The sequence below is a fragment of the Acinetobacter sp. ANC 4470 genome (genome assembly GCF_002135335.1).
Lineage (GTDB): Bacteria > Pseudomonadota > Gammaproteobacteria > Pseudomonadales > Moraxellaceae > Acinetobacter.
The window spans coordinates 70519-82840 of sequence record NZ_NEGC01000009.1; the positions used below are offsets into that span (position 1 = coordinate 70519).

The following is a 12322-nucleotide window of genomic DNA, read 5'->3' on the forward strand; positions in this document are numbered from 1 at the left end:
TTGATCTACTTGAGTAATCATTAAAGACTCCGTCTTCATTGCCCATACCTGATTACTAGTGGTTTGCGAACATTCAGTAAAAATAACTTTTTATTACAATTAGCATGATTCGTCACAAAAAGACAATTTTTAAAGTTTTATCAAAAAAAGCATCTTACTTTTTATAAACAAGTTATAGCGTGACAAATCAAATGCTTTATTTAACTTTATTGATTTAACAATGCTCTATTTTTAGAATTTTCATAAAAAATGAACTTCCAACAATCCCATAAAAATTTTATGGTATTCTGAATCAACCTAGATCTGGAATAAATCTACGCATCGCAGTTTTACATTATTTTTATATTTGGGAACTTATAAGATGATTACGAATTTCTTACCTGTATTGGAAAAATTTGCTGAAGCCGAACAACAATACATTAAATATTTTACTCAAAAAGGCGAAAAAGACGTCTTAGCAAAAGTCATTTCAAATATGAAATCTACGGCAGAAATTCAAGCCTCACAAGGTGTGGATTCATGGCTTGGATATGGTGTTTATTTACCCGCTGTAGAGCGAATCTTTGCTTTACATACGGGCGAGACAGAAGCCCAGTTTCTCAGACGCACTCAATATCCTGAAGGTGTTGTCTCGGCTTACACCATTGTAAATCATGACATCGCGACACTCATTGCGGCAGATAAATACAACCGAATCCATCAGCAAAATGTTCCAGTCAACACCTCGCTTTGGCCTTTAAATAATGATGGTCTTTGCATTAATTTACAGAATTTCCCACACCGTCTTAAAGCAAAAATTTAATTTTTATTTATTTTGGACATGTCTTTATTCAATTAAAAACGTGTCCTATGGTTAACTTTCCAGTCGCTGAAAGTCTCGGATATTTAATTCATTTACTTCACCACGCCAGATCCATTTTAATTTTGAATCTAAAAATACATCACCTTCAAACCAAACAAATAAACCTTCCATCATTTTTGGCCAGTCTTCTCTGGTCACAATATGCTTGCCTGAAATGACCGCCAATATGGCTGCTAAAATCGTATCGTGACTCACCGCCAGACTTAAACCAAAATTGTCTTGTGGATGCGTGTTATAAATCAGTTCTAATACATCCACAACGCCAGAAATTGGATGTTTCATGCCAGGCAAAGCATTTTTCACAAAACTATTAATAAAGCCCAATGCACCCTGTTCTCGAAAATAAGGACCCGCTTGCTTAATGTCCAGTACAAAACTGCCCGGTTCGACCAACAAGCCTTGCTCAACAATCTCAATACAATGGGTATTTTGCGCAAGTGTACTGGAATCAGCACCTTGAATCATTAAAGCAGCGGTATCGACACAGCGTTGTATCGGGCTTGAAATACAGTGCTGAATACTTCGGTCTGTATGATCAATTAAATAAGTTCCCCACGCCTGTGCCAAGTCACGACCTTGTGAGGTTAACTGCAAATCATAGCCAGCCAAACCCTGCCCAGCCACTATTTCGCGAATAGAATGACGGGTAAATAAAGTGACAGGTGTTTTTGCATCCGGCAATAAATCAATTGCCTTCAACATACTTATAGGGAGCAGCTCTAACGCCATGATCCAGCCAAATAAACATGGTTCGGCACACTATAGCATGTTAAATCATCAGCTCAAGGCTTGTTTGCCATAAGTTCTAAGGCTTGAAATGCCAATTTTTTCATCTCAATATTACGAAATGCAATAAAGCCACCATTTAACAAGTTATCTCGTTGATTATATAAAAAAGGTTTCCCTTTTAAATCAAGCAACCCACCACCTATACGCTCAACCAGACATTGACCCGCACTGGTATCCCATTCACTGGTAGGATGAAAACGTGGATAAATATCGACTTTACCCTCAAGAATCATGCAAAACTTATAAGCACTTCCTGCTTTAAATTCAACAATACTTACCCTTTGTTTTAATATTTCTAAGTATTCAGCATATTTAGGTTTATCTTGGCTACTTTGACTTAAACCAATTTGAATCTTTGCTGATGGCTGATCTTCCACATATTCCAGCCATAGACCCGTTTGAATCTCAAACTTTAAAGGCAAACCTTGTTTTGGGCAGATATAAATCATTTGCTCCCCTGGAATGGCCAATATAGCAAAAGTGGTATGCGCACCTTCCACCAAACTTAAGTTAATTGTAAATTCAGGTCGTTTATGTAGAAACTCTTTCGTACCATCCAAAGGATCAAGTAACCAAAAGCTATGCCATTGCTTACGTTCTGTATTATCGCCTTCTTCTGACAATACAGGGATATCTGAGAAACTTTCCTGCAATGCTGTGGTGATAAATTCATTGACTCGATAATCCGCTTGGGTTACAGGTGAATTGTCACTTTTTCTCTCAACATCAAAGGCGCTACCTGCACAATATGCCTGATATTCTGCTCGCAAAATTTCACATGCCTGTGTCACAATGGGAACCAATTGTAAAATCAAAGCATCTTGTGGTGCTGTTGTTGTTTTAAACATAGATTACCTTTATATGCCAAATTACTCAGAAAAACCGACCATTATCTTCGATATGGATGGCACACTTCTTGACCTTGCTTATGATGATTTCATTTGGAATCATCAACTTCCAATTCGATATGCCACCATACATGGTTGCACACTGGAACAAAGCACCCAAGCCCTATTTCAGTTCTATCAAGAACATAATCATACTCTAAATTGGTATTCGACCCGTTTCTGGAGTTCCAAAGTAGGTGTCGATACCCTTGCATTACAACAAGAATTTAAACACAAAGTTGCTTTACGTGCAGGCTGTTTGGAATTACTCGATTATTTAAAATTAAATGGTTATTCCTGCTGGATTGCAACTAATGCCGATTGCGAGGGTTTAAAGTTTAAACTTGAACAAACTCAAATAGCCCATTACTTTGATGTCATTATTAGCAGTGAAAGTATCGGCTATGCCAAAGAATATCCCGAATTTTGGCAAAAGTTACACGCATTACATCCATTTCAAATCAATCAAGCCTATTTTATTGATGACACAGAAAAAGTCCTCAATGGCGCAGAAAAATTTGGTCTTCAGCATTTAATTACCATTGCCCAGCCCTCATCTCAAGGGAAGATAAGATCTGAAAGTCCTTATCCGATTTTAAATCATTTAACTGACTTCATTGCAATATTGCAACAAGCTGAGGATCTGAAAAAATATGCCTAATCTCTCTCAACAAAACAACGTTGAAAGTATGCGTGTTGATAAATGGCTTTGGGTTGCACGTTTTTTTAAAACGCGCTCAATCTCGAAGGCTGCCATTGAAGGTGGCAAGGTTCATCATAATAGTGAACGGGTTAAAGTATCCAAAGAAGTTCGTGTTGGCATGGAATTGACCATTCAGCAAGGTTTCGACCGAAAAACCATTGTGATAAAAGCATTGTCAGCTATACGGGGTGCAGCACCGATTGCGCAACAACTTTATGCAGAAACGGATATAAGTATTGCACGACGAGAGTTGCTTGCAACACAAAGAAAGTTGCATAATCTAGCCCGACCTGAACATCGACCTAGTAAAAAAGATCGACGGCAAATCAGTAAATTTAAGCAAAACAATGATCAGCAGTTTGACCAAAACTGGTCTTCTAATGATGATTAATTTAAGCGTCATATTCTGTCGTACCAGATAGAATTGACATAGAATATAAAGAATGAATCTGTCACTATACTCAAGTGGAACACGTTTAAAAGTAACTCATCCACTTAAGTTAATATTTTTGTGACATCGTTTTGAGGTTGTGAGATGGATGATAATAAAAGCAAGGCGCTTAATGCTGCCCTAAGCCAGATTGAAAAACAATTTGGGAAAAATACCGTAATGCGTCTTGGTGATAATACCGTATTGGCTGTGGAAGCAGTCTCTACGGGTTCTTTAACACTCGATATTGCACTCGGTATTGGTGGCTTACCTAAAGGTCGTATCGTCGAAATTTACGGGCCTGAATCTTCTGGTAAAACCACGATGACTTTGCAAGCCATTGCACAATGTCAAAAAGCTGGTGGTACATGTGCCTTCATCGATGCCGAACATGCGCTTGACCCACAATATGCACGTAAGCTTGGTGTCGATCTGGATAACCTTTTGGTTTCTCAACCAGACCACGGTGAACAGGCCCTTGAAATTGCAGATATGTTAGTACGCTCTGGCGCTGTTGACATGATCGTCGTCGATTCCGTTGCTGCACTTACGCCTCGCGCAGAAATTGAAGGCGAAATGGGCGACTCACACATGGGCTTACAAGCACGTTTGATGAGTCAGGCATTACGTAAAATTACTGGTAATGCAAAACGCTCAAACTGTATGGTGATCTTCATTAACCAAATCCGTATGAAGATTGGTGTAATGTTTGGTAGCCCTGAAACTACAACAGGTGGTAATGCACTCAAGTTCTACGCTTCTATACGTTTGGATATCCGTCGTATCGGTCAAGTGAAAGAAGGCGATGAAATTGTCGGTTCAGAAACCCGCGTTAAAGTCGTGAAGAACAAAATGGCACCTCCTTTTAAGGAAGCCTTGTTCCAAATTTTATATGGCAAAGGTGTGAATCAACTGGGTGAACTGGTTGATCTTGCCGTTGCGCAAGAACTGGTACAAAAAGCAGGTGCTTGGTATTCATATCAAGGCAATAAAATTGGTCAAGGTAAAAACAACGTGATTCGCCATTTAGAGGAAAACCCTCAAATTGCACAAGAACTTGACCGCCTTATTCGTGAAAAACTGTTAACACCAACGACTACCCCCGTTGAAGAAAAAGATGAAGTAGAACCAGACTTTCTAGATGCTTAAAACAGAGATTTGTTTTCAAGCTATATAAGTCTTAAACTGTAAAACGCCCTAAGGGGCGTTTTTTATTTGATGTGATCGATACACTATGAGCAATTCAAAATTTCCGACAATGCTTGACTATGATGCACTCAAGCAAAAGTTTGATGATTCCTCGGCAGAATCAGACTCTCCTACTGCCCTCCCTGAATCATTAGAAGCGTTGAACTTTGACGATGAGCAAGCTCCTAAAGCACAAGGTCTTACAGGCTCGCGTTTGCGCTCCTATGCCTTTGCTGTACTAACACGTCGGGAATACTCCAAAGCAGAACTGATTGAGAAATTAGCCTTATATGCGATAGATCGAGATGAAGTTTTAAAACTGGTCGATGAGTTGGCAACACAAAACTATCAAAGTGACCAGCGTGTTGCAGAAATGATGTTATCGAGCCAAAAACGCAAAGGCAAAGGACCTAACAGAATCAAGTTGGCTTTAAAATCCAAAAAAATTGATAGTAATTTAATTCAACAAGAATTAAAGGAAACGGATTGGAATGAACAAGCTTATCAACTAAAAGTAAAAAAATTTGGTTTAACTGTAGAGAAAGAAGCAAAACTCAAAGCAAAACAAATTCGCTTTTTAATGTATAGAGGATTTGAAATGGATGCGATTATAAAAGCAATTACGAGAAAAGAAGATGATTTTTAAAAGAAGAGATCAAAGTTATTATTGCATAAACTGGTGGCAACCCCACTAGCAAAACTTCGGCACATCATAGTTCTGTTACCGTTGCTACCTTCCGGTCCTGGCGGGGTTCACAGAGTACAATTGCGAAGCCACCAGCGGGGCTACCATTGCAAGAACAGAGTATAGAGATTTTTATTTAACTTGCAAGTATTCAAATGACTTTTATAAGCGTATTGCTTTCATTTGATTATTAAAAAAACAATCTTGATTCAAAACAGTATTTTTGTATATTTTTTATCAATGCAATCACTTGCTTTAAAATTACGACAAGATTGTAAATGTATATTGCATTTCACAGCATGGACGTTTTTAATGTCGTCAGGTCTTTTAAATAGGTACGCTCTAAAGTCAGTAATTTAGAATGTGCCTAAGTATACGAAATGGATATTTTTATGATACTCAAACAGCATGCCTTATGTGCACTTGCCTTATTTAGCTCAGTCTCACTTTATGCCAATATTCCAATTGAATCTCGTGGATTAAGTCAAAATAGCGGTGAGACTGGCGCAAATAATGTTGCCATTCATTCAGATGCAACTACAGCAAATGTGCCGACCAATCTGAATTGGCAAATCATGCAAAAAAATCAACAATTAGAAAATGATATTCGTACACTACGTGGAAAAATTGAAGAACAAGGCAATGAAATTGAACAGCTTAAACATGAATTAACCAATCGCTACACAGATTTGGATCAACGACTAGAATTATTACAGCAAAAAATTGATCCGGAAAGCGCAACTTCAGAGGAGGATAACCAACAGGATACTTCTCCCAGCACCTCAAACACCCCAACCCCAATAGCCACCATAACAAACACTCAAGCACCTATTGTGAGCACGCAGCCTCCTGCTACTGTTGATTTAGATAAAGCTGCATACACGGTGGCTTTAGATGCCTACAAACAAGGCGGTGCTAAAAAAGCGATTGCACCAATGCAAAACTTCATCAAAAACAATCCCAACAGTGTCTATATTAGTAATGCTTATTTTTGGCTAGCCGAATTTAATTTAGCCATTGAACCGACTAATTACACTGAAGCGAAAAAGAATTATAATATTGTTGTCAATCAATATCCTAATTCAGCAAAAGCGGCACGAGCACTCTATCAACTGCACAATATCACCAAAGATGTAGATCGCAATACAACACTTGCCAACCAACTCAAAACCAAACTTATTAAAAATTATCCAAAATCAGAAGAAGCAGGTTATTTAAAGAAATAAAATATAAAAAAAGACACCTAAACGGTGTCTTTTTTATGCAACGCAAGATTCAATTAACGAACAATGCCACGCTTAGACTGCTCTAAAGAATCAATCAGTAATTGTACTTCAGGAACTTCAGGTAATATTTCCGTGCGAATCTGCTGAATCGCTTGCTCAGTGGTTAAACCATCTTTATAGATCAGTTTAAATGCTTGGCGTAATGCCTGAATGACATTTTTAGACCAACCTTTACGACGCATACCTTCTACATTCATTGCGAAGGCATGTGCAGGATTACCAGAAACCATTACATAGGCAGGTACATCTTTTAAAATCAACGAAGCACCACCAATCATGCTGTAAGAATCAATCTTACAGAATTGGTGAATACCTGAATTTCCGCCAACAATAACATAGTCACCAATATGGACATGACCAGCAATACCGGCGTTATTGGCAAAAATATTATGATCACCAATTATACAGTCATGGGCAATATGGGTATTCACCATCAGTAAGTTATGACTACCAATTTTAGTCAAGCTTTGATCTTGAACCGTACCACGATGCAAACTGCAATGTTCACGAATTGAATTGTGATCGCCAATTTCAAGCCAAGTTTCTTCGCCAGCATATTTCAAATCCTGACAAATTTCACCCACACTCGCGAATTGGAATATTTCATTATTTTTCCCAATGCGAGTGAAGCCACCTATAACCACATGCGAATGTAGTTTGGTGCCCTCAGCAATAGTGACCTGTGGCCCAATAATACTATAGGGACCAATTTGCACATCTGAAGCAATGACTGCTGATGAGTCAATAATAGCTGTTGGGTGAATTAAATCGTTTTTACTCATGCCTGCTCTATTTTTTGATGCGAAACCATAATTTCCGCAGTGGTTGCTACAATGCCATCGACCGTGGCTATACAATTATATTTGTAAATACCACGTTTATGCATCACCAACTCAGCTTTTAAAACCAGTTGATCACCCGCAACGACTTGTTTCTTAAAGCGAATCTTTTCTGCACCAGCAAAAAGAAACAAAGAGCCTTCACTTGGTTTTTCATTATTCATAATAAAACCAAGTATACCAGAGACTTGAGCTAATGCCTCAACAATCAATACACCAGGCATAATTGGATAGTCTGGGAAATGTCCCTGTAAAAATTCTTCGTTGATTGAAACATTCTTATAACCCACGATAGCATTTTCAGTCACATCAACAATGCGATCGACCAATAAAAATGGATAGCGGTGAGGTAAATATTCACGAATTTGTTGAATGTGCATTGGCAATTCAGGCTTCGTAAATGCAGGAGTATTCGACTCAGTCATCATATTCTATTTACGCTTAAAAGTTGATTCAAGGGACTCGATTTGAGCCTGTATATGATCAAGCCGTTTTAGCAATTGGGTCAATGGCACATCTGCTAATTGTTTAAAGCGTACAGCAGCGCGTTTCCAATGTAAACTTTCTAACATTGGCGTACCAGAAGAATAGCTCCCAGATTCAGAAATACTTTTTGTGACCATTGACATAGCTGTAATTGTCACATTATCGGCAATATTGATATGACCTACAACACCTACCCCACCAGCAAGCACACAGTTTTTGCCAATTGTAGTACTACCAGCAACACCACATTTTGCAGCAAGTGCTGTATTCGCACCAATTTTCACATTATGTGCAATTTGCACAAGGTTATCAATAATGACACCATCTTCCAAAATTGTGTCGTCTAATGCACCACGATCAATACTACAATTCGACCCAATTCTGACATCATGACCAATTTTGACTGAGCCTAATTGTGCAATCCGGTGCCACTTACCTTGATAAGGTGCAAAACCAAAACCTTCACCACCAATCACACTATTGGCATGAATACGGACTCGATTACCTATTTTAGTTTCACCAGTTACCGTCACATGTGAATCGATAAAACATTGTTGACCAATTTCGACATCATCATCAATTTTGACATGTGACTGAATGACCGTCTCGTCACCAACAACACAATGCTCACCAATCACTACATAATGCCCAATATAGGCACTATCAGCAATGATGGCAGATGGATGAATTTGAGCTGTGCTTTCAATACCTTGCTGCGTATGCTTTTTCTCAAATACATGGGTCAGAATAGCGAAAGCTAGATAAGGATTATCAACAATAATAAAGTTATTACAGCTATCCAACTGTGCTTTTAAAGCTGCCGTAACAATTAACGCACCCGCTTTTGAAGCACGTGCGTGATCTAAGTATTTATCTGCATTTACAAATGCGAGATGTTTTTCTTGAGCGGCATCTAAGCTTGCCAGCCCTTCTAACACTAAATCAAATTGACCAACACACTCGCCTTGTACAAGGCGAGCCAGATCTTCTAAGCGCAATTGTCTAGGATTCATTGATTACTTAATAACATTAACCTTTTGAATCATTTTATCAGTTAAATCATACTTAGCGTCATAAGCAAGTGCTGAATTTTTATTTAAAACAACATCTAAGTTATTTTCTTTACGCAATTGCTCAGCAACTTGTTTCACTCGACCATCCAAAGTCTTATTCATGACCTGGATTGAAGACTGGACGGTAGTCTGTAATCCCTGTTGAATTGAATTAAACTCTTTCAGTTTCGTTTGGTATTGAGTCATCATCTTTTGCTTTTCAGCTTCAGCTAAATTTGGGCTTTGTTGAGCACGTTGCTGAATGGCATCCAACTCTTTACCCAATTGCTCAAGCTTTGTCGTTTGTGGCTTCACCGTCTGCTGCAAAGAAGCATTCTGCTGCTTTAGATAAGTGCTATTTTCGACCACTTTCTCTAAATCAATGACACCATAACCAGCTGCATGAACAACAGAAGTACTTGCTAGCCCAGCAACAATCATACTCATTAATATTTTATTCATTTTAATATCCTTTCTTAAACCTTTGCGAGGTCGTACTTAGAAAGTACGACCAATTTCAAACTGGATATTCTTAGTTTCATCACCCGGTTTATCATTTAATGGGTATGCATAACTGAGTGAAAGTGGCCCAATCATAGTAATCCATGTAAAGCCAACACCTACGCTATAACGCATGTTTTCAGCATCAAAACCAAAGTTATCTTCACAATATTTTTTAGCATCCACACCAGGGTCTGTTGGTGTACCGGCTAAATACAAAGTACCACTTGGAATTGCACATTGGGTATCAAATACTTGTGCACCTTCAGCAAAAAGCACTGGTCTCACTTGACGCGTCCAATCGCCCTTAAATGGTAAAGGCAATGCCAGTTCTGCACCAAACTGTATTAATGCATTCCCCCCTACTTCCTCAGGGTCATAGTCTTTAATTTTCGACTCATTATAAGTTACACCTGGATATTTCGGCCCCAAGGTACTATTGTCATAACCACGAACTGAACCAAAACCACCCGCATAGAAGTTTTTATAAAAGGGTAAATCATTACCATAACCCAACTTACCATAACCACGCAGTACGAAGTCATAAGGCAAAGGGAAAAATGCTTGAGCATCATAAGTTAGTTTTTGATATTCCACATCACTACCCGGTAATGCAATCTCTGCATTGACACGATGTGACATACCATTGGTTGGAAACACAGGGCGGTTTAATGTGTTATATGACCAACCCAAGTTTAAGTTATACGTTAAAAACTCACCGCCAAACTGATTATCAAAAGGTGTAAAACCTATATCGGTATAATTATTATTTGCACCTTTTTGGACACATAATGCATCATAATAATTATCTACTGGATCTTTAGGTGGTTCTAAATCAGGATTTCCCTCTTTATCAATATCCCATTGAGACATTGTTAAATTACTAGAACAATATTTACCTTGCCCTTTAACCTTACCACCTTTTGACAGCAAGTAATCGCGTACATAGGTCGAAACATATGGACCTGTAGTGACTTCAGTCTGGTCAATATTCAAGCCTGCACTAATACTTTGGTTTTCATCAATTGGATAACCAAAAGTAATACCACCACCAAAACTGTCAGTCACATAATTGTTGACGTTATAGTCATCATCTAACTTTGTTTTACGGTAGTACATGTTATAACCACGACGTACACCATCAATCGTGAAGTATGGATCTGTAACACTTAAATTATAATAGTCTTGGGTTTCTGAACGCGATAAATCAACAGATACACTGTTACCAGTCCCCAAGAAATTGGTTTGGCTTAAGCCCGCTTGAAACGTTACACCACCGCTTTGTGAGAAACCAACAGCAAGTGTACTTGTACCCGAGTGTTGCTCTTCAACATTGATATTTAAATCGACCTGATCTGACACATTTGGAATACGTGCTGGCTTAATATCAACTGTTTTAAAGAAACCAGTACGCTCCAAACGAACTTTAGACAAGTCAATTTTTTCATTGCTTGCTAATGCACCTTCCATTTGGCGCATTTCGCGACGTAACACTTCATCAGCTGTTTTCGTATTACCCATAAAATTAATACGACGTACAGTCACCTGTTGCCCCGGATTAATGTAATAGTTCAAATCAACCAATTTTGTTTCCTTATTGACTGTAGGAACCATATTCACTTCGGCATAGTAATAACCTGCATTACCATACTTACGAAGTAAAAGTTGTTTGACTGCATTTACTTTTTCTTGGGAATAAGTCTCACCATCTTTATAAATTTGTAGTGCTTTTAATTCTTCTGACTTATAAAGTGCATCGCCCAAAAACTTAGTTTCACCAAATTTAAATTGCTCACCTTCTTCCACAGCAACTTCAACAAAGATATTTTTTTTATCTTCACTCAAGTTCAAATTTGAATTGGTAATATTAAAGTTGATATAACCTTTATTTAAATATAATGCACGTAAAGCTTCTAGACTGGCTGCCATTTTTTCTCGAGCATAGCGATCGTTACGTGTAACAATCGAACTCCAACTACTTTCTTTAACAGCAAAAGCTTGTTTAATATCGCTTTCTTGAAAAACGGTATTACCAATAATATTAATATCAACAACTTTAGCTGCTTTACCTTCAACAAAATCAACTGTTAAATCAACACGATTATTTGGCTTAGCCGTGGTAACAACTTTAACGTCAGCATCATAACGACCTTGCTGCATATACTGCTGTTCAAGTTCTGTCTCAATGGTTTGCAGGGCAGATTTTTTCAAAACCTCACCTTCTGCAATGCCCATTTTTTTCAGCCCTTCTTCAAGTGCTTCTTTAGGAATGAGTTTATTGCCTTTAAACTCAACCTTCGAAATCAGTGGCCGTTCAACCACAGTAAAAATCAGGGCATCTGCTTCTTGAGATGCTTTAATATCATCAAACAAGCCTGTGGCATATAAAGCACGAATCGCATTTGCAATGGTTGCATCATTGACACGATCACCAGCATTGACAGGCAACATTCCATAGACATTTGTTGGCGTTAAACGAACCAGCCCGTTAATTTTTATATCGCGGACAATGAATTCATCTGCTGCATATACTTGTTGTACTGCTGCCATTGCACTGATGAGTGCCAAAGGCATAAATAAATGTGTGTGCTGCATGCCTGTCTTTTTCCGATGT

General features: G+C 38.3%; 13 protein-coding genes and 1 other RNA gene. 6 read left to right on the forward strand and 8 right to left on the reverse strand.

Features of this window, described 5'->3' with window-relative positions; translation table 11 throughout:
• Positions 1-361: 361 nt before the first annotated feature.
• A complete protein-coding gene (locus B9T25_RS12650) occupies positions 362-802 on the forward strand; it encodes a hypothetical protein (RefSeq protein WP_086188768.1) in 441 nt (146 codons plus the stop codon).
• 51 nt (positions 803-853) lie between these two features.
• Here the strand turns inward: B9T25_RS12650 and B9T25_RS12655 are convergent, their stop codons facing one another.
• Positions 854-1591, reverse strand: coding sequence for a histidine phosphatase family protein (locus B9T25_RS12655; RefSeq protein WP_086188769.1), 738 nt, complete (start codon positions 1589-1591; stop codon positions 854-856).
• Between the two features lie 53 nt (positions 1592-1644).
• Positions 1645-2499: a 3'(2'),5'-bisphosphate nucleotidase CysQ family protein gene (locus tag B9T25_RS12660; protein WP_086188770.1), complete on the reverse strand. Its 855-nt coding sequence runs from the start codon at positions 2497-2499 to the stop codon at positions 1645-1647.
• A 13-nt stretch (positions 2500-2512) separates the two neighbouring features.
• On the opposite strand from B9T25_RS12660, the gene B9T25_RS12665 reads away from it, so the two are divergent.
• The 4 genes from B9T25_RS12665 to B9T25_RS12680 all read left to right on the forward strand — a co-directional run bounded on the left by B9T25_RS12665 (position 2513) and on the right by B9T25_RS12680 (position 5505).
• Complete coding sequence (locus B9T25_RS12665; protein ID WP_086188771.1) at positions 2513-3199, forward strand: HAD-IA family hydrolase; 687 nt, start codon at positions 2513-2515, stop codon at positions 3197-3199.
• Entirely contained in the window at positions 3192-3632 is a 441-nt protein-coding gene (locus tag B9T25_RS12670) for an RNA-binding S4 domain-containing protein (RefSeq protein ID WP_086188772.1), read from the forward strand. The genes B9T25_RS12665 and B9T25_RS12670 overlap by 8 nt, the downstream gene beginning before the upstream one ends.
• A gap of 144 nt (positions 3633-3776) precedes the next feature.
• Entirely contained in the window at positions 3777-4820 is a 1044-nt protein-coding gene (gene recA / locus B9T25_RS12675; protein WP_086188773.1) for a recombinase RecA, read from the forward strand.
• A gap of 85 nt (positions 4821-4905) precedes the next feature.
• Positions 4906-5505 (forward strand): regulatory protein RecX, encoded by a 600-nt coding sequence (locus tag B9T25_RS12680; RefSeq protein WP_086188774.1) that lies wholly within the window; start codon positions 4906-4908, stop codon positions 5503-5505.
• A gap of 40 nt (positions 5506-5545) precedes the next feature.
• Here the strand turns inward: B9T25_RS12680 and ffs are convergent.
• Positions 5546-5642, reverse strand: an RNA gene (gene ffs, locus B9T25_RS12685) — signal recognition particle sRNA small type.
• Positions 5643-5936: 294 nt separating this feature from the next.
• On the opposite strand from ffs, the gene B9T25_RS12690 reads away from it, so the two are divergent.
• On the forward strand, positions 5937-6770 hold the full coding sequence (locus tag B9T25_RS12690) for a YbgF trimerization domain-containing protein (protein ID WP_086188775.1): 834 nt from the start codon (positions 5937-5939) through the stop codon (positions 6768-6770).
• Between the two features lie 53 nt (positions 6771-6823).
• Here B9T25_RS12690 and lpxA read toward each other — a convergent pair whose 3' ends face one another.
• The 5 genes from lpxA to bamA are packed head-to-tail and all read right to left on the reverse strand — an operon-like array spanning position 6824 to position 12303.
• On the reverse strand, positions 6824-7612 hold the full coding sequence (gene lpxA, locus B9T25_RS12695; RefSeq protein ID WP_086188776.1) for an acyl-ACP--UDP-N-acetylglucosamine O-acyltransferase: 789 nt from the start codon (positions 7610-7612) through the stop codon (positions 6824-6826).
• Entirely contained in the window at positions 7609-8094 is a 486-nt protein-coding gene (gene fabZ, locus B9T25_RS12700; protein WP_171262787.1) for a 3-hydroxyacyl-ACP dehydratase FabZ, read from the reverse strand. Before fabZ ends, lpxA begins: the two co-directional genes overlap by 4 nt.
• Before the next feature lie 6 nt (positions 8095-8100).
• Positions 8101-9168 carry a UDP-3-O-(3-hydroxymyristoyl)glucosamine N-acyltransferase gene (lpxD, locus tag B9T25_RS12705; protein ID WP_086188778.1) on the reverse strand — a complete coding sequence of 356 codons (1068 nt, stop codon included), beginning with the start codon at positions 9166-9168 and terminating at the stop codon, positions 8101-8103.
• A gap of 3 nt (positions 9169-9171) precedes the next feature.
• Positions 9172-9669, reverse strand: a complete 498-nt coding sequence (locus B9T25_RS12710; protein ID WP_086188779.1) for an OmpH family outer membrane protein — start codon at positions 9667-9669, stop codon at positions 9172-9174.
• 36 nt (positions 9670-9705) lie between these two features.
• Positions 9706-12303, reverse strand: a complete 2598-nt coding sequence (gene bamA / locus B9T25_RS12715) for an outer membrane protein assembly factor BamA (RefSeq protein WP_086188780.1) — start codon at positions 12301-12303, stop codon at positions 9706-9708.
• Positions 12304-12322: the final 19 nt, after the last annotated feature.

Excerpts from the sequence above, each read along its gene's own strand:
- B9T25_RS12650 (WP_086188768.1), top strand. The coding sequence starts at position 362 with ATGATTACGAATTTCTTACCTGTATTGGAAAAATTTGCTGAAGCCGAA.
- B9T25_RS12655 (WP_086188769.1), bottom strand. The coding sequence starts at position 1,591 with ATGGCGTTAGAGCTGCTCCCTATAAGTATGTTGAAGGCAATTGATTTA.
- B9T25_RS12660 (WP_086188770.1), bottom strand. The coding sequence starts at position 2,499 with ATGTTTAAAACAACAACAGCACCACAAGATGCTTTGATTTTACAATTG.
- B9T25_RS12665 (WP_086188771.1), top strand. The coding sequence starts at position 2,513 with ATGCCAAATTACTCAGAAAAACCGACCATTATCTTCGATATGGATGGC.
- B9T25_RS12670 (WP_086188772.1), top strand. The coding sequence starts at position 3,192 with ATGCCTAATCTCTCTCAACAAAACAACGTTGAAAGTATGCGTGTTGAT.
- recA (WP_086188773.1), top strand. The coding sequence starts at position 3,777 with ATGGATGATAATAAAAGCAAGGCGCTTAATGCTGCCCTAAGCCAGATT.
- B9T25_RS12680 (WP_086188774.1), top strand. The coding sequence starts at position 4,906 with ATGAGCAATTCAAAATTTCCGACAATGCTTGACTATGATGCACTCAAG.
- B9T25_RS12690 (WP_086188775.1), top strand. The coding sequence starts at position 5,937 with ATGATACTCAAACAGCATGCCTTATGTGCACTTGCCTTATTTAGCTCA.
- lpxA (WP_086188776.1), bottom strand. The coding sequence starts at position 7,612 with ATGAGTAAAAACGATTTAATTCACCCAACAGCTATTATTGACTCATCA.
- fabZ (WP_171262787.1), bottom strand. The coding sequence starts at position 8,094 with ATGACTGAGTCGAATACTCCTGCATTTACGAAGCCTGAATTGCCAATG.
- lpxD (WP_086188778.1), bottom strand. The coding sequence starts at position 9,168 with ATGAATCCTAGACAATTGCGCTTAGAAGATCTGGCTCGCCTTGTACAA.
- B9T25_RS12710 (WP_086188779.1), bottom strand. The coding sequence starts at position 9,669 with ATGAATAAAATATTAATGAGTATGATTGTTGCTGGGCTAGCAAGTACT.
- bamA (WP_086188780.1), bottom strand. The coding sequence starts at position 12,303 with ATGCAGCACACACATTTATTTATGCCTTTGGCACTCATCAGTGCAATG.